This window comes from Janthinobacterium violaceinigrum (assembly GCF_009208555.1).
Taxonomy (GTDB): domain Bacteria; phylum Pseudomonadota; class Gammaproteobacteria; order Burkholderiales; family Burkholderiaceae_D; genus Janthinobacterium; species Janthinobacterium violaceinigrum.
Window position 1 is genome coordinate 50398 of record NZ_WFLI01000037.1, and the last position, 15324, is coordinate 65721.

17 protein-coding genes and 1 pseudogene are annotated in these 15324 nt (G+C 65.4%); 11 read left to right on the forward strand and 7 right to left on the reverse strand.

The genetic code is table 11. The annotated features are described in order from the left end of the window. Nucleotide 1 precedes the first annotated feature (1 nt). On the reverse strand, nt 2–925 hold the full coding sequence (locus tag GCN75_RS23665; protein WP_152284572.1) for a LysR family transcriptional regulator: 924 nt from the start codon (nt 923–925) through the stop codon (nt 2–4). A gap of 150 nt (nt 926–1075) precedes the next feature. On the opposite strand from GCN75_RS23665, the gene GCN75_RS23670 reads away from it, so the two are divergent. The 4 genes from GCN75_RS23670 (at nt 1076) to dcd (ending at nt 4116) form a co-directional block, all read left to right on the forward strand. Beyond that, a complete protein-coding gene (locus tag GCN75_RS23670) occupies nt 1076–1837 on the forward strand; it encodes a sulfite exporter TauE/SafE family protein (protein ID WP_152258443.1) in 762 nt (253 codons plus the stop codon). Nucleotides 1838–1858: 21 nt separating this feature from the next. Continuing rightward, nucleotides 1859–2554 carry an HAD family hydrolase gene (locus tag GCN75_RS23675; RefSeq protein WP_152284573.1) on the forward strand — a complete coding sequence of 232 codons (696 nt, stop codon included), beginning with the start codon at nt 1859–1861 and terminating at the stop codon, nt 2552–2554. A gap of 58 nt (nt 2555–2612) precedes the next feature. Then, nucleotides 2613–3413 carry an alpha/beta fold hydrolase gene (locus GCN75_RS23680; RefSeq protein WP_152284574.1) on the forward strand — a complete coding sequence of 267 codons (801 nt, stop codon included), beginning with the start codon at nt 2613–2615 and terminating at the stop codon, nt 3411–3413. Nucleotides 3414–3546: 133 nt separating this feature from the next. Beyond that, the gene (gene dcd, locus GCN75_RS23685) at nt 3547–4116 is read left to right on the forward strand and encodes a dCTP deaminase (RefSeq protein WP_034755486.1); all 570 of its coding nucleotides are present in this window, start codon (nt 3547–3549) and stop codon (nt 4114–4116) included. 37 nt (nt 4117–4153) lie between these two features. Here dcd and GCN75_RS23690 read toward each other — a convergent pair whose 3' ends face one another. Next, nucleotides 4154–5377 (reverse strand): PrpF domain-containing protein, encoded by a 1224-nt coding sequence (locus GCN75_RS23690; RefSeq protein WP_152284575.1) that lies wholly within the window; start codon nt 5375–5377, stop codon nt 4154–4156. Between the two features lie 167 nt (nt 5378–5544). Here GCN75_RS23690 and GCN75_RS29315 point away from each other — a divergent pair, with 167 nt between their 5' ends. Beyond that, nucleotides 5545–5895 carry a FlxA-like family protein gene (locus GCN75_RS29315; protein ID WP_193317624.1) on the forward strand — a complete coding sequence of 117 codons (351 nt, stop codon included), beginning with the start codon at nt 5545–5547 and terminating at the stop codon, nt 5893–5895. Between the two features lie 40 nt (nt 5896–5935). On the opposite strand, the gene GCN75_RS23700 is transcribed toward GCN75_RS29315, so the two are convergent. Both GCN75_RS23700 and GCN75_RS23705 read right to left on the reverse strand, forming a co-directional pair. Continuing rightward, nucleotides 5936–7423 (reverse strand): sensor histidine kinase, encoded by a 1488-nt coding sequence (locus tag GCN75_RS23700; RefSeq protein ID WP_152284577.1) that lies wholly within the window; start codon nt 7421–7423, stop codon nt 5936–5938. 2 nt (nt 7424–7425) lie between these two features. After that, a complete protein-coding gene (locus GCN75_RS23705; protein ID WP_152284578.1) occupies nt 7426–8115 on the reverse strand; it encodes a response regulator transcription factor in 690 nt (229 codons plus the stop codon). Nucleotides 8116–8308: 193 nt separating this feature from the next. Between GCN75_RS23705 and GCN75_RS23710 the strand changes: the two genes are divergently transcribed. From GCN75_RS23710 to GCN75_RS23720, 4 genes are read left to right on the forward strand one after another with little or no spacing between them, the layout of a single operon-like run. Then, nucleotides 8309–8803 carry a Spy/CpxP family protein refolding chaperone gene (locus GCN75_RS23710; RefSeq protein WP_152284579.1) on the forward strand — a complete coding sequence of 165 codons (495 nt, stop codon included), beginning with the start codon at nt 8309–8311 and terminating at the stop codon, nt 8801–8803. Nucleotides 8804–8821: 18 nt separating this feature from the next. Further along, nucleotides 8822–9487: a hypothetical protein gene (locus GCN75_RS23715; RefSeq protein WP_152284580.1), complete on the forward strand. Its 666-nt coding sequence runs from the start codon at nt 8822–8824 to the stop codon at nt 9485–9487. Nucleotides 9488–9490: 3 nt separating this feature from the next. Next, complete coding sequence (locus GCN75_RS29320) at nt 9491–9655, forward strand: hypothetical protein (RefSeq protein ID WP_193317625.1); 165 nt, start codon at nt 9491–9493, stop codon at nt 9653–9655. After that, nucleotides 9613–10479 (forward strand): dioxygenase family protein, encoded by an 867-nt coding sequence (locus GCN75_RS23720; RefSeq protein ID WP_152284581.1) that lies wholly within the window; start codon nt 9613–9615, stop codon nt 10477–10479. Before GCN75_RS29320 ends, GCN75_RS23720 begins: the two co-directional genes overlap by 43 nt. On the opposite strand, the gene GCN75_RS23725 is transcribed toward GCN75_RS23720, so the two are convergent. The 3 genes from GCN75_RS23725 to GCN75_RS23735 form a co-directional block, all read right to left on the reverse strand. Then, complete coding sequence (locus tag GCN75_RS23725) at nt 10476–11924, reverse strand: DUF1501 domain-containing protein (RefSeq protein ID WP_152284582.1); 1449 nt, start codon at nt 11922–11924, stop codon at nt 10476–10478. The genes GCN75_RS23720 and GCN75_RS23725 overlap by 4 nt on opposite strands. A 9-nt stretch (nt 11925–11933) precedes the next feature. After that, nucleotides 11934–13724, reverse strand: a complete 1791-nt coding sequence (locus GCN75_RS23730) for a DUF1800 domain-containing protein (protein ID WP_152284583.1) — start codon at nt 13722–13724, stop codon at nt 11934–11936. A gap of 96 nt (nt 13725–13820) precedes the next feature. Then, the gene (locus tag GCN75_RS23735) at nt 13821–14147 is read right to left on the reverse strand and encodes a hypothetical protein (protein WP_152284584.1); all 327 of its coding nucleotides are present in this window, start codon (nt 14145–14147) and stop codon (nt 13821–13823) included. Between GCN75_RS23735 and GCN75_RS23740 the strand changes: the two genes are divergently transcribed. Further along, nucleotides 14146–14712 carry a hypothetical protein gene (locus tag GCN75_RS23740; RefSeq protein WP_152284585.1) on the forward strand — a complete coding sequence of 189 codons (567 nt, stop codon included), beginning with the start codon at nt 14146–14148 and terminating at the stop codon, nt 14710–14712. The two genes, GCN75_RS23735 and GCN75_RS23740, sit on opposite strands and share 2 nt — an antisense overlap. 75 nt (nt 14713–14787) lie before the next feature. After that, nucleotides 14788–15324, forward strand: a pseudogene (locus GCN75_RS23745) (hypothetical protein); the annotation flags it as partial.

Sequence of the window (15324 nt, forward strand, 5' to 3'; positions counted from 1 at the left end):
GCTAGATTCCCCGTTCATCCGGTATTTCCATCCCTTTTTGCCGCACATATTCGAGGAATAGCCGCGCCCCCTTGGCCATGCGCGAGGTGCCGTAGACGGCATGGATGCTGGGGTCCAGCTCTTTCGACGACGTCAGCCGGTACGCCGTGCAGACCCTGCGCAGGGTGCCGGCGGCCACGGCGGGTTCGGCCAGCCAGCTGGCCAGGCGTACGATGCCGGCGCCTTCCAGTGCCGCCTGGAAGGTGGCGATGCCCGAAGTGAAGCGGAAACGCGGTTGCACCTGGTAGCGCACGTTGCGCTCGCTGGAAACAAAATGCCAGTCGCGCAGGATGCGGGGGGCCGAGTGCATGATGATGTCGTGGCCGGCCAGCTCTTCCGGTTCTTCGGGCGCGCCCATGCGGGCGATATAGCCGGGCGAAGCGTACATGTAGCGGCGGTAATTCCACAGGGGATAGCCGATCAGTTCGCTGGACTGGGGAAAGGCGCCGCGGATGGCGAAATCCAGTTTTTCCTGGATGGGGTCGATGGATTTGTCCGAGAAATGGATGTCCACCGACACGTTCGGGTAATCGCGCGAAAATTGCGCCACCACTTTCGGCAGAAAGCCCAGCGACAGGATTTCCGGCGCCGATAGGCGCACCCAGCCTTGCGGCGAGTTGCTCAGCTCAGCCAGCTGATCTTCCGCCTCGGCCTGCGTTTCCAGCAAGTGCTTGGCCGACGCGTAATACGTTTCGCCGGCCGTCGTCAGGGTGAACTGTTTTTGCGTGCGCAGGATCAGCTCGGCGCCGATGGCGTCTTCGAGGAACTGGATGGCGCGCGTGACGGCCGACGGCGAGCGTCCCAGCATGCGCGCCGCATGGATGAAGCTGCGTTTTTCCACCACGGTGCAGAAGGCGCGGATTTCCCACATCAGTTTCATCGACATTGCGCGCTCCCGGCAAAAGAGGCCAGTAGACCGCACGGGGCGCATTCCGTCAAGCGTTACGCCTGATTGCGTTTTCCGCAATTTGAAGTTGCATCCGGAAAAATCTACGGCGCCTATACTGCCGCTGTCGCCCATTCCTTGTTGCCTATCATGCTGACCATCTCGCTGCTGTGTTTATTCGCCTTCTTTGCCGGCCTCATCGATGCAGCAGTGGGCGGGGGCGGGCTGATACAGCTGCCGGCCCTGTTCAACCTGATGCCGAACATGGCGTCGACGTCCTTGCTGGGCACCAATAAATTCGCTTCCGCCTGCGGCACCACATTTGCCGCCCGCTCTTTCGTGGGCAAGGTGCACATCCCCTGGCTGCTGGTGCTGCCGGCCGTTGCCAGCGCCTTCGTGATGTCGTTCATCGGCGCGGCCGCCGTGTCCTACGTGCCGCAGCAGGTGGTGCGTCCCATGGTACTCGTGCTGATCATCATCATGGCCATCTACACCTTCATCAAGAAGGACTTCGGCAGCATGCGCGAGTCGCGGCCCATCGGCCCCCGCGAACGCATCCTCGCCATCGCCATCGGCGGCGCCATCGGCTTTTATGACGGCCTGTTCGGTCCGGGAACGGGCAGTTTCCTGATCTTCCTGTTCATCCGCGTATTCGGCTTCGATTTCATCCTCGCTTCGGCCTGCTCGAAGCTGGTGAATATCGCCACCAACATTGCCGCGCTGGCCTTCTTCATTCCCGCTGGCCACGTGGTCTATGCCGTGGCCGCACCCATGGCTGTGTGCAACATCCTGGGCGCCTTGACGGGCACCTGGATTGCCGTGCGCCGCGGCGCCGCCTTCGTGCGCATTTTGTTCCTCGTGCTGCTGGTGCTATTGATCGTGAAATTGTCCTACGACATCTTCTTCAAGTAAGTTTTTGAACGACAACAAGCCATGAAAACCATCCAGGGCGTGCTGTGGGACAACGATGGCGTGCTGGTCAACACCGAGCAGCTGTTTTACGAAAGCAACCGCGACTTGCTCTTGCCCTACGGCATAGACCTGACGCCGAAGCAATTCTTTGACTGGTTTCTGGACAATAACTATGGCGCCTGGCATGTCTTGCTGGGGCAGGGCCATGCGATTGAACTGGTCGACCGCCTGCGCGCCGAGCGTACGGAGCTGTTTGCGCAGCGCTTGCGCCAGGCGCGCCAGCTGGCCATGCCCGGCATTGATCACGTGCTGGCGGCGCTGCGCCCGCACGTGGCCATGGGCGTCGTCACCAGTGCGTATGAGCAGCATTTCCGCATCAGCCATGCGGCCACGGGCTTGCTGCCGCACTTCGACTTCGTGCTGACGCGTGAAATGTATGGCGAAAGCAAGCCGGCGCCCGATGGCTACCAGCTGGGCTTGCAGCGCCTGGGCCTGGCCGCCGCCCATTGCGTGGCCGTGGAAGACTCGCCGCGCGGCTTGCGCGCCGCGAATGCGGCGGGGCTGGAATGCATCGTCTTGCGCAATCCCATGAACCGGCACCATGCGTTTGACGAGGCGTTTTGCGTGGTGGAATCAATGGCCGAGCTGGGTGCGGTGCTGGCCTCGTTCGTGCCCGGCATGGCGCCCGTGGGCGGGCAATTAGAGGCCTTCCTCTGATACGTCTTGCCGGCATGCCATTACAATTGCCTATCGCATTCACCGGCACCGTCCCACGATGACACTCCCGCAACTGCACTTTGCCCACGCTAACAGTTATCCTGCCGGCACCTACCGCAAGCTGTTCGGCTTGCTGGGCCAGCACTACGACGTGCAGGCGCTCGACATGCATGCGCACGACCCCGAATACCCCGTCAGCACGGGCTGGCCCGAGCTGGTGCGCGAGTATATCGACGAGCTGGAGCGCCGTTATACGGCGCCCGTGATCCTCGTCGGCCATTCGCTGGGCGGCATGCTCAGCGTGATGGTGGCCAAGCAGCGGCCCGACCTGGTGCGCTGCGTGGTCTTGCTCGATTCGCCCGTGGTGGCGGGCTGGCGCGCCATGCTGGTGCGTCTGGCGCGCAACACGGCGCTGGGCGAGCGGTTTTCCCCTTCGCGCTTTTCCGCCCGGCGGCGCAAGCTGTGGCCCGATGCGCAAGCCGCGTATGAACACTTTGCCGCCAAGGACATGTTCGCCATCTGGGCACCGCAGGTGTTGCGCGACTACATAGACAGCGGCCTGGCGCCGCATCCGGAAGGGGTGCAGCTGCGCTTTACGCGCGAAGTGGAAACGGACGTCTACCGCAGCCTGCCGCACCATATCGGCGACCTCGTCAAGGATGGCTTTCCCGTGCCCATCGGCTTTATCGGCGGCACGGAATCGGTGGAATGCCGCCAGGCGGGCTTGACGGCCACGCGCAAGCTGGTCGGCAAGTTTTTCCGCCAGGTGCCGGGCGGTCATCTGTTTCCCATGGAAAACCCGGAACTGACGGCGCAAGTGGTGCGCGAGATGATCACCTCGCTGTTGGCTAGACACTAGCCGACTGGCAAGGATTTTCAGCGGGCAAGGGCCAAAAGTGGCGGTTTTTCGCGTAAAATCCTGCCATTCGGGCCGCGCCTGCACCAGGCGCGCGGCCCCCGCCATTCCGATATTCTAGAAAGATACCCCTGCGATGACGATTAAAAGCGATAAATGGATACGCCGCATGGCGGAAACAACGGGCATGATCGAGCCGTTCGAACCGGGCCAGGTCAAGGAACGCGACGGCAACCGCATCGTGTCCTACGGTACGTCCAGCTATGGCTATGACATCCGTTGCGCCGACGAGTTCAAGTTGTTCACCAACATCAACACCACCATCGTCGATCCCAAGGATTTTGACGCGAACAACTTCGTCGACGTGTCCGGCAAGGGCTATTGCATCATCCCGCCGAACTCGTTCGCGCTGGCCCGTACCGTGGAATATTTCCGCATTCCCCGCAATGTGCTGACCATTTGCCTGGGCAAGAGCACCTATGCGCGCTGCGGCATCATCGTCAACGTCACCCCGTTCGAACCGGAATGGGAAGGCTATGTGACCCTGGAGTTTTCGAACACGACGCCGCTGCCGGCAAAAATCTACGCCAACGAAGGCGTGGCGCAAGTGCTGTTCTTCGAATCCGATGAAGTGTGCGAAACGTCGTACAAGGACCGCGGCGGCAAGTACCAGGGCCAGGTGGGCGTGACCCTGCCGAAGACCTGATGGATTGAAGGGTGGGGCGCCAGCCCCCAGCCTCACCTCACAGCTGTTTCAGCAGCCACGCTTTCAGCGCGGCTGACGGCTGGTACAGGGGAACATGGCCGCGCAGCAGGATTTGCGTGCTGCGCCGGTAAGCCGCGCCGTGGATGGCGATGGCGTTTCCTGCCTGGCGCGCCACGATGGTGGTGTCCAGGATGCCGGCCGGGTTTGCTATGCCGATCTCGATCTCCGCATCGGCCTGCCCGACGGGCGGCACGCCGCGCGCCAGCGCATGCGCCACCGTGCCCGGTATCAGGCAGGCCGCCGCCAGGCAGCAGCCGCCCGAGACGGCCAGCGAAGCATGGCCCGCCTGAGGTGTAAAGTACCGTACCGCAATATTTCCCTCTCCCGTAGCCGCGCCCACGATGCAGAACTTGGGAATGGTTTCGCTGCGTTCCAGTTCTTCCAATGTCATCGGTCCGCCATCGCGCCGCCGCAAGCCCATCAACAGTCCCGCCCCGCTCCACACCTGGCGGATCGCTTGCATGAAAGCGGGATCCGCCTCCAGTTCCTGTGCCGTTTCCTGCGCCGTCTTGCCGAACTGGCTGGCCAGTGCGATGACCATGGGCACGGCCACGTCCACGCACGAGACGTCGTAGCCGTGCACCTGGTCTTGCGCCTTGCCTGTCGGTAGTAATTTGCCCGTCTTGGCGCCTGCGGGTCGCTGCAGGAACAGGTCCACGCGGGGGAAGCTGCCGGGCACGCCGGGAATGCCGGTGGCCGTAAAGCTGCCGTCCAGTTCGCGCACCATGCGCGAGGTGGTGATGACGCCCGTGTTGGTGTTGCGGATATCGATGTCGTGCGCGCCGATGGCCAGCGCCTCGATCACGCCGCTGTCCAGTCCCCACAGTTGCAGGGCGGACGACATATTGCCGCAGTTCACGTTCCAATCGATATTTCCATGCTCGCCGGCCAGCTGCGCCAGGGTGCTGACCAGGCGCGGCTGGCCCGCGTGCCGTTCCACTTCGGCCAGGAAGACTTTGTTGCTGGTGGGCGCACCCCGTCCCAGGCCCGTGATCTGCCGGTTGCCCGCCTGGCGGCCGGACTGGGGCACGCCCATCAGGTGGCGCAGCAATTCCTCGCGCAGGGCCAGGTCGGCCGGCACGGACGATGCATGCAGGACCAGGCCCGTCGACGTGCCGCCGCGCATGTGGTGGACGGGAAACTCGATCACGCCGCAGCGCTGGCGGGGCACGAGGTCGGGCAGGGCGGGCAGCAGGGGCATGGCGATCCGATCAAGGCGTGGCTGGGGAAGCGCCAGTGTGCCAGTTTTTTGTGCCGAGGAGCAAGAGCGCGTACCGGCAGCGCTCTTTACCTGCCTTTACACCTACGGCACTACATCGGCGCCCATGCCTGCCGTTAACCTTGGTATCGAAACATTCAGGAGGCATCATGGTAGCGGCAATCGGTTCAGGCAGCGTGGTCGGCACGGCCAGCGCGGCGGGGAGCGCCAGTTCGGGCAGCAGTGCGCAGATCGCGGCGCTGCAAAAACAAATCACGGCGGCGCAAAAGCAGTTGACGGAATCGCAGAAGGGCGAGCAGACGGAGGCGTCGCAAAAGCTGCAACAGCAGCTGGCGCAGCAGATCCAGGCCTTGCAGGCGCAAATCGCTCAGTTGCAAGCGGCGGCCGCGCAACAGGCGGCGCAGCAAGACACGCCTGCGGCCAGCAGCGCCGATACGGCGACGAGTCCGGCCAAATCAAGCTCGTCCACCCTGGGCAGCATCATCGATACGCAGGCCTAACGAGGTCCCGGACCCTGCCTGCCGCCAGGCTGATGATAGCTCAGCCTGGCGTCTTGACGGGCAACAGCATTTCCACGCACAGCCCGCCACCGCTGCGCAAGCTGGCGCCGATGCGCCCGCCATGGGCGCTGATCACGTGCTGAGCGATGGCCAGGCCCAGGCCATGGCCGTCCGTGCTGTGCTGGGTATTGCTGGCGCGGAAGAACGGTTGGAAGATGCGGGCCAGGTCGGCGCTGGCCACGCCGGGCCCCCGGTCCAGCACGGCGATGCGCAGCAGGTCCTGCTTGCCGTCATGCAGGCGCGACAGATTCACTTCCACCGTGCCGCCATCGGGGCTGTGCTTGACGGCATTGCGCACCACGTTTTCCACGGCGCGCGCCAGCAGTTCCGGCCTGCCCGTGACGGCGGCGTCGGCGATGGCCGCGTCGCCCGCCAGGGCGATGTCCACCTGGCGCGCCTTCGCTTCGTAGCGGGCGTCTTCCATAATGTCGTGCAGCAGGTCGGCGATGCCGACGTCTTCGCTGAGCGGAGAGCTGGCGCCCGCTTCCAGCCGTGACAGGGTCAGCAGTTCACCGATCAGCTTGTCCATGCGTTCGCTTTCGCGCTCGATGCGCTGCATCGAGGCGTCCATCTTGTCCGGCTGCTGGTGCGCCAGGCCGATGGCGGCTTGCAAGCGCGCCAGCGGCGAGCGCAATTCGTGCGACACATCGTGCAGCAAGCGCGTCTGGCTATCCATGAGGTTGCGCAAACGGCTGGTCATGCGGTCGAAATCGCGTCCCAGGTCCGTCAATTCATCGCCGCGCTTGCCGCTGGCATGAAACCGGGGCGCCAGGTCGCCGTGCGAAGCGGCTTCGAACGCTTGCCGCAAGTCGCGGATGGGGCGCGCAAAATACCAGGCCAGCAGGAAGGAGAACAGCAGGCTGGCGGCGATGGCGGCGGCCAGCGGAATGAAGGTGCGGTAGGGGCTGTCCATGCGGGGGCCGGGCGGCGGCCCGCGCTGGAAATCGGGGCGGGGCGGCGGCATGCCGGACGCATCGGCACGGGGGCCGCTCATGGCGCGGGGACCGCTCAGGGTGACGGCATTGAGCGTATCGCGCGCGGCGCCTGCCTCGGCAGTGCGAAAGCGGACGGACGAGGGCAGGAACAGCAGATAGCGCACGCCGTCGCTGCCGCCCACCTCGCGTACCACGGCGTGGGGCAAGCCTTGCGCCAGCAGCGCGCGCGCCTTGGCCAGTATCGCCGGATGAACCGTGCGGCCCATCAGTTCTTGTCCCTGGGCATCGACGGCAAACACGCGCATGCGTTCCATCTTGCCGAGAAATTGCTGCAAGGCCTTGCTGCCGCCCGCTTCCAGGGTGGCGCTGGCCGCTTCGATGGCCATCTGGGCGGGTGGGCTGGTGTCGATGTCGAGGGCACGCTCCTGCTGCGCGGCGCGGTTTTTCAGCCAGAAGGTGCCGCCGATGCCGATGGTGGCCGTCACTTGCGCGAGCATGATGCACAGAAAAAACTTCCAGAACAGACGGCCCACGCTTACTCCTTGATCAACTGATAGCCGAGACGGTACACGGTCTGCAGGCAGGAACGGCCGTCGGCCAGGCTGCCCAGCTTGCGGCGCAGGCTGCTCAGGTGCACGTCGATATTGCGGTCGAAGCGTGCCATGGGCCGGCCCAGGCCCAGTTCGGACAATTGATTCTTGCTCACGGGCTTGCCCGCATGGCGCACCAGCACTTCCAGCAGGTTGAATTCCGTGCTCGTCAGCTCCAGGTGGGCGCCGGCCCAGGAAACGCGGCGTTGCTCGGGCCACATCGTCAGCTGGCCCACGGTCAGCGGCGCCGGGCCCGCGCCGTCGTGCGGCGCTGCTTGCGCGCGGCGCAGGATGGCGCGGATGCGGGCCGTCAGCTCGCGCGGCGTGCAGGGCTTGGTGACGTAATCGTCGGCGCCCAGCTCCAGGCCCACGATGCGGTCCGTGTCGTCGCCGCGCGCCGTCAGCATCAGGATGGGCAGGTTGCTGCCGGCGCGGATGCGGCGCAGGGTTTCCAGGCCATTCATGCGCGGCATCATGACGTCGAGGATGGCGATGGCGTACAGGCCCGTCAGCGCTTCGGCCGCGCCGCTTTCGCCGTCATGCACGGCGCGCGCGTCGAAACCTTCCTGCGTCAGGTATTCCTGGAACATGCCGACCAGCTCCACGTCGTCATCGATTAACAAAACCTTGCTCATGCCTGTGCTTTTTTCGGGTGAATATCGCCCGATGATAGCAGCCAAAGGGGGCTGTTCAGGGCGGTTTTACCCGCTTTTACATACGTCTGCTTACATTCGCGCCCCTTCCTTTACACGCTTTTACGCGGCCCTAACGTTGCTTTACACGCCAGACGCCGACAATCAGGGCTGATCGCCACGAAAGGAAAGCCCGATGAAATACCTGAGTATCGCCGTATCGCTGTTGCTGCTGTCCGCCTGCAGCATGCCGCTGGTCGCACTGGCCCAGCAGACCCCGGCGCCGGACGGCCCGCCGCCACGCGCCATGGAAGGGCCGCCGCCCGCCTTCGGCCACGGCCCGGGCGGACCCGGCCCGCAAGGCTTGCCGCCCTTCCTGCGCGGCATCGAGCTGAGCGAGGCGCAGCAGGACAAGGTCTTCGCCGCCACCTATGCCCAGGCACCCTTGCTGCGGGAACAGGAAAAGATCGCCTACAAGGCCCATGCGCAGCTGCGCGAACTGGCCGCGTCCGGCGCCTACGACGATGCGAAGGCTAGCGCGTTGGCAAGCACGGCGGCGCAAGCCATGGCGGCGATCAGCTTGCAGCAGGCGCGGCTGGAACAGCAATTGCTGGCCGTGCTGACGCCGGAACAGCGCAAGCAGGCGCAGCAGCGGCGCGACAGCCGTCCCGGCCCGCGCCATCCCCAATAAGCGACAAGGAGAGCGAGCATGAGCATCAGTGCCTTGAATTCGAACAGCGCCGCCAGCCAGCTGAGCGCGTTCAGCCGCCTGAGCGGCAGCAGCACCGCCGGCAGCACCGGTAGCACCAGCAGTACCGGCGGCACGCGGCCGCAAAAGCCCGACGATGGTGCGTTTCTCGACGCCATTTCCAGCGCCTTGTCGTCGATCGGCGTGTCGGTCGACGCCAGCGCCAGCGACGACGCCACGGACAGCACCGGCAGTACGGGTAGCAGCGGCGACGTGGGCCAGGCGTTGGGCGCCTTCCTGCACCAGCTGATGGGCAGCCTGCATGCGCAGGGCGGTGGCAGTAACGGCGGGCAAGAGGAGGGCGGCGCGCCCCCGTCGGGACCGCCGCCCGGCGGTGGCGCGCGCGGAGGCGGTCCCGGCAATATCGAGTCCGAGCTGCAAAGCCTGCTGCAAAAGCTATCCTCGTCCAGCAGCGATGGCAGCGACAGCACGGACAGCAGCGTGACGGACTTGCAATCCAGCTTTGCCAGCCTGCTTGGCGCGCTGGGCGGCGATGAGGGCAGCACGGGCACGGGCACCAGTAGCAAACTGAGCAGTTTCCTGCAGGCGCTGTCGGGCAGCCTGGGCGCGGCGAGTGCGGGCGGCAGCCTGTCCGCCAGCGGCAACCTGGTCAATACAACGGCCTGAACCATGGAACGCAAGCTCGCCCTTGCCGTCAGGAAGGCGCTCGCGCAACGGGCCACGCAGGCACTGTTCCTGTGCGCCAGCCTGAGCCCCGCATTGGCGGGCTTGCCCCACTTGATGGAGTATTTATGGAATTACATGATCACGGTCTGGCATCCGACCTCGAAATGATGGGACGTCAGGCGGCCGAGCGGCGGCAAGTGCTGCGCTGGCTGCTGGCGGGCGCCGCCGCCGTGCCTTTGGCCAGCTGCGGTGGCGGCACGGACGCCGGCGCCACGGTCGCAGGCAGCGCCGCCGGCACGGGCAGCTCCGGCGCCTCGGGCGCCATCACGCAGCCGGTAGCGGGCGCCTGCACGGTGATTCCCGAGGAAACAGGGGGACCGTATCCGGCCGATGGCACGAATACGAATGGCGGCAGCATCATCAACGTGCTGAACCAGTCGGGCGTGGTGCGCAGCGATATCCGCGCCAGTTTCAATGGCGCCACGGGCGTGGCGGCAGGCGTGCCGCTGACGATCAAGTTGCAGTTGCTCAACGCCAGCGGCAGTTGCGCCAGCCTGGCCGGCTATGCCGTCTACCTGTGGCATTGCGACCGCGAAGGCCTGTATTCGCTGTATTCGAGCGGCGTGACGGCGCAGAATTACCTGCGCGGGGTGCAGGAAACGGACAGCGCCGGCAACCTGGCGTTTACGACCATCTTTCCCGGCTGCTACGCGGGGCGCATGCCGCACGTGCATTTCGAGGTCTATCCCAGCCTGGCCAAGGCGGCCAGCGCCGCGAACCGCATCAAGACCTCGCAGTTCACGTTCCCGATGGCAACGTTAAACGAGGCCTACACGGCCAGCGGCTACACGGCCAGCGTGCGCAACCTGGCGCAGCTCAGCTACGCCACCGACAATGTGTTCAGCGACGGCACCAGCCTGCAGATGGCCACGGTGACGGGCAACGCCGCGGATGGCTACGTCGTCACCCTGGTGGTCGCCGTGAATGGTTAAGCTGCCGTCATGAAACCCAGGTCGCGCCGGCTGAAGTTGCCGATGTTCGGGAACACGTCGGCCAGCTGGCTGTCGGCCACGCCGAACCATTTGGCCAGGGTGGCGCCGTACTGGTCGACGGACGTGGTCGGCAGCAGGGCGCCGGAACCCACGTCCAGCGCATGGCCCAGGCCCGTGACGGGGAAGGCGCCGTAGATGTCGCGGCCCTTCACGGCGCCGCCCACGACAAAGTGGTGGGCGCCCCAGCCGTGATCCGTGCCGTCGCCGTTGCTGCTGAAGGTGCGGCCGAAGTCCGACGCCGTAAACGTCGTCACCTGGGGCCGCACGTCGGCGCCCTGCAGGGCGGCCAGGGTCGCGTCGAAATACGCGAGCGCGTGCGCCAGGCGAGCCATCAGGTCGCCATGCAGCTCCTTCTGGCGGTCATGCGTGTCGAAGCTGCCCAGGGTCACATAAAACACTTGCCGTTTCGCCCCCAGGGCACCGCGTCCGCCGATGATGCGCGCCACGGTCTGCAATTGCACGGCCAGCTGGTTGACACTGGACGCGCCCGTGTTCGGGTTGACGTAGGGCGGCGGATTGGGCACGCCGCCCGCGCCGGCCGCCAGCATGGCGCCGCTCAGCACGCTCTGGCTGGAAATGGCGCGCTGCACCGTCGCCACGTGTTCCTGTTCCATCATGTCGTCGCCCGCCGTGCTGATGATGTCGCGCAAGGCCGTCTCGCCCTGGGTGGTGCCGAACAGATAGCCGCTGCCGCCGATATTGCGGATCGGCACGGCGCCCGCCTGTCCTACCTGGAACTGGCGCACCTGGCGCCCGCTGAGGAACAGGGCGTTCGATGCGGCCGAGATGGCCGTAAACGTGGCATTGGCGTTGCCCGTGCCCAGCAGATCGCCCAGGCGGCCGCCCCAGCCCACGCTGGCGCCTTCCGGCAAGCCCGATTGCCAGGTCGATTGCTGATCGTTATGCGAAAATAGTTTCGGCGGCAGCGCCACGTTGCCTGCCTTGTATTGCGCCAGGGTCACGGGCTGGATCAGGGTGCCCACATTGGCGACGATGGCGGCACGGCCGCCGTCGAACAGGTCTTTCACGGGGGCGAGCGAGGGATGCAGGGCAAAGCTGCGGCCAGCCTGCGCCGTGGCGGGCACGATGGGCAGCACGCCGCCCGTTTCGCCCACGCCGGGCAGGTGGATCGAGTCGTTGCCGCCCGTGTTGCGCAAGCGCAGGTATTCGCTCCAGGACGGCGTGTCGGTGGCCAGCACCGTGTTGAAGGTATCGTTGCCGCCAGCCATGAACAGGCACACGAGGGCCTTGTAGTCGTCGGCGGACTGGGCCGCGGCCTGGCCCATGGCGGCCAGGTTGAGGGCGAATGGCGCGGCCGTGCTGCCGGCCAGGCCCAGCATGGAACCGAGGAAGCGGCGGCGCGAGAAATGGGAGGTGATGGTCATGCTGCTTCCTTATTTTTGAACCAGGTATTCAGGCGAGGCCATGGCCAGGAAAATGGCCAGCTGCACGCGGTAGGTCTTGGCCGTCGTCACTTGCGCGGCATTGCTGCCGCTGGCGGCGGGAATCGCGATGCTCGTGACGGCCGAGAGGATTTTCGTGCGCAGCCTGGACGACATATTGCCGGACATTAACAGCAAGTTGACCCGGTCCAGCAAGGCGGCCGGCTGGTCGGCCAGGGCCAGTTCGGCCGAGTAGTCGGCCCGCACGGCAAGGCTTTCGCCCACGCCGCCGCGGATGGCGTCCTGCATGAAGTTCAGGTAGCCGGTCACGGACGGTTCCGACGTGATCTGCATTTCCGGCGCCACCAGGCCCGCCGTTGCCAGCGCCGAGTTGGGCGGCACGTACGAGGGACGGAAGTAGTTGAAGACGGACGGCGCATTCATGGGATTCTGGCCCAGTCCCGCCAGCGGATCGCTGAGGTAATAGATGCGGTACTGCAAGGCCGCATCCTTGGCGTTGAAGGCGCGCATCCAGTTGCCCAGACGCACAAGCGGCTCGCGCAGCTTGCCCGTGCGCAGGGTGCTGCCGGCCGGCGCCAGCGCTTCGGGGTCCAGCAGCACGGCGCGGATCACGGCCTGCATGTCGCCGCGCACGCCCGAGCCATTGTTGGCAAAGGCGGCCGCGACCCGGCCCACATAGGCGGGGCTGGGGTTGCTGGTCACTAAGCGCTGGATCAGCTGGCGGCCAAAGAAGGGGCCCACATTCGGGTGGTTGAACAGGGTGTCGAGGGCCAGCGCCATGTCCGCCTCGCCGCCGCCGGCAGCGGCCGCGCTCACGCCGAGAAAGCGTTTTTCGCTGGTGGAGTGGAACGCCGCATAGTTCTGCATCGGTTTCCAGTCGCGGTCCGGATCGGCCACGCTGCCATAAAAACGGTTTGCGGCCTGGTCCGGGCCCGCCCAGCTCCAGCCCGTAAATACTTTCGCCAGGCCGCCCACGTCGTCGCGTGTATAGGTGTCGATGGGCTTGCCGCCGGACATTTTCAATGAGCCATCCGCGTTCAGCTGGTACAGGCCGATGGTAAATAACTGCATCACTTCGCGCGCGAAATTTTCGTCGGGCGTGCGCGTGGCCGATTCCTTCTGGTTGCGCAGGTGCGACAGATACAAGCCCATCATCGGATGGGTGGCCACGCCTTGCAGCAGGGTGCGGAAGTTGCCGAACGCGTACTGGCCCAGCATGTCGTAATAGCTGGCGACGCCCCGCGTCTGCGGCCACACGGCCTCGTTTTGCGTGGAGACGACGAAGATTTCCGACAGGGCAAAGGCCACGCGCTGGCGCAACTGGTCATCGCCGCGCACGGCTTGCTGCCAGAACGATTCATAAAAGTCGTTTGGCACGGCCTTGGTGGCCGCCGTGCCCGCGGCCGCATACTTGGCGTCGATGTATTTGCGGTGCAAGGTTTGCGGCTTGGAAAACTGCGCGCGGAACCAGGCATCGCTATCGCTGGCAGCCAGCGCGTCGATGGCTGCGATGTCCGGGCCGAACGTGGCGCGGCCCAGGAAGCGCGATGCTTCCGCGCGCGTGAAGGTGGCCGCCTGATTGGCCGGCGGCGTGGTCAGGGGCGGCGGCGGTATGGTATCGCCGGGCGAGGTGCCGGGGGCGGTGGTCGTTGGCGGCACCACCGATACGTCGGGGGGCTGGGTGGTGCCGGTCTTGCTGTCGCCGCCACCGCCGCCGCCGCAGGCGGCAAGCAGGCTGAACAAGGTGAGGGCCAGCAAACGGCGCAAAGTAGGGTCGGTCATTTAGTTTCTTTCAGGCAATCAAATTCTGGCCCGTTAATTGTAGGGCTTGCCTACCAAAATTCTGTTTGCAATTAACTATTTACGTGTTGGCCACGTTTACTTTTGACTGACGTTGGAGTGGTGTTTGCACTGTTTTCGCTGGCATAGAGCGAACTTTATTTTTTGAAAATGAAAAATATTTTTTGCCGATTCCAGGCACTGTGGCGGATAGGCGACGTAATCATTCCTGCCGATTAAGCTTGTTTGAAAGCTCATCTTGACAACGAAACTCGCTTCGCCGGAAACGATGGTTTTTACGTCATCGGCGAAACGCCATTCGCCGTTCGCCCTGTCTTCCCCTGCAGCTTTTTCCCGCAATCGCTGGCATGCCCCTTGCGTCAGGTAGGCATGGACCATTTGCCGCCTTTCACCGGAGCCCGCCATGACCAGCCGCCTGCTCGCCTATCGTCCCGAAATGGAATTGCCTGAAGCGCAGGGCATGCTGGCGCTGCAGCAGGAGGATGAACTGGCGCTGGCCGCGCACTTGCTGGAACTGCAGGCGCCGGCCCAGTTCGACGCCTACCTGGCGCGCCAGCTCGATGCCACGGCGGCAGGCCAGCACGTGCGCGGCACGCCGCTGGAAGGGCCGCTGCGCCAGCTGCTGGGCAGGGTGGTGGCGCCCCTGCTGCCCCTGCATGGGGGCGCGCCGCAGGTGCTCAAGGGGCGCGCTGCGCGCATCTTCGGCATGGAGCTGGAAGGCCTGAGTCCGGAAGACAAGGAATTCGAACTGGCGCGTCAGGTCGTGCATCTGATCGATGCCGTCAATACGGCGCTGGCGCAGGACGGCGCCGCGGGCGCGCGCGCACCCGGGGCACGCGTGCAGACGGCCTTGCTGCAAGTGGCACGCAGCGCGGCGCCAGGCTTGCTCAGACAGGCGGCGCACACGCCAGGGCGGGACGCTGGCCGCTGGCGCCGCGAGGGCGGGCACATCGTCGTGCTCGATTGTTAGCCGGGCGGCCGGCTGGTCCGGCGCGGTGGTGTCAACTGAGGTGTCAACCGAGGTGTTAACTTTGAGGAGTTCATCATGCATGACATAGATCGTACGACCCTGGAATACGGGCAGGAGATGTCCGGCTTTGAGGCGGAACAGTTCGAGTTTGGCCAGGGCGAGTGGAGCGGCGAGGGCGGGTCGAACGCCATGTTTTCCGAGGCCGAGGAGATGGAACTGGCCAATGAGCTGCTGTCGGTCAGCAATGAAGCGGAACTGGAACAGTTTCTCGGCAATTTCCTGCGCAAGGCCGCCTCGGTGGCGGGCGGCATCATCAAATCGCCCGTGGGCCAGGCGATCGGCGGCGTGCTCAAGGGCGTGGCGAAGAAGGCCATCCCGCTGGCGGGTGGCGCCATCGGCGGCTATTTCGGCGGCCCGTTGGGGGCCAAGATCGGCAGCGGCCTGGCCTCGGCAGCGGGCAGCGCGCTGGGGCTGGAAGCGGAAGCGTCGTCGAACGAGGACCGCGAATTCGAGGGCGCCAGGCAGTTCGTGCGCCTGGCCGCCGACACCGTCAACCGCGCCGCCCAGGCGCGCGGCGCGGGCGACCCCCGTGCCATCGCCCAGGCGGCGGCC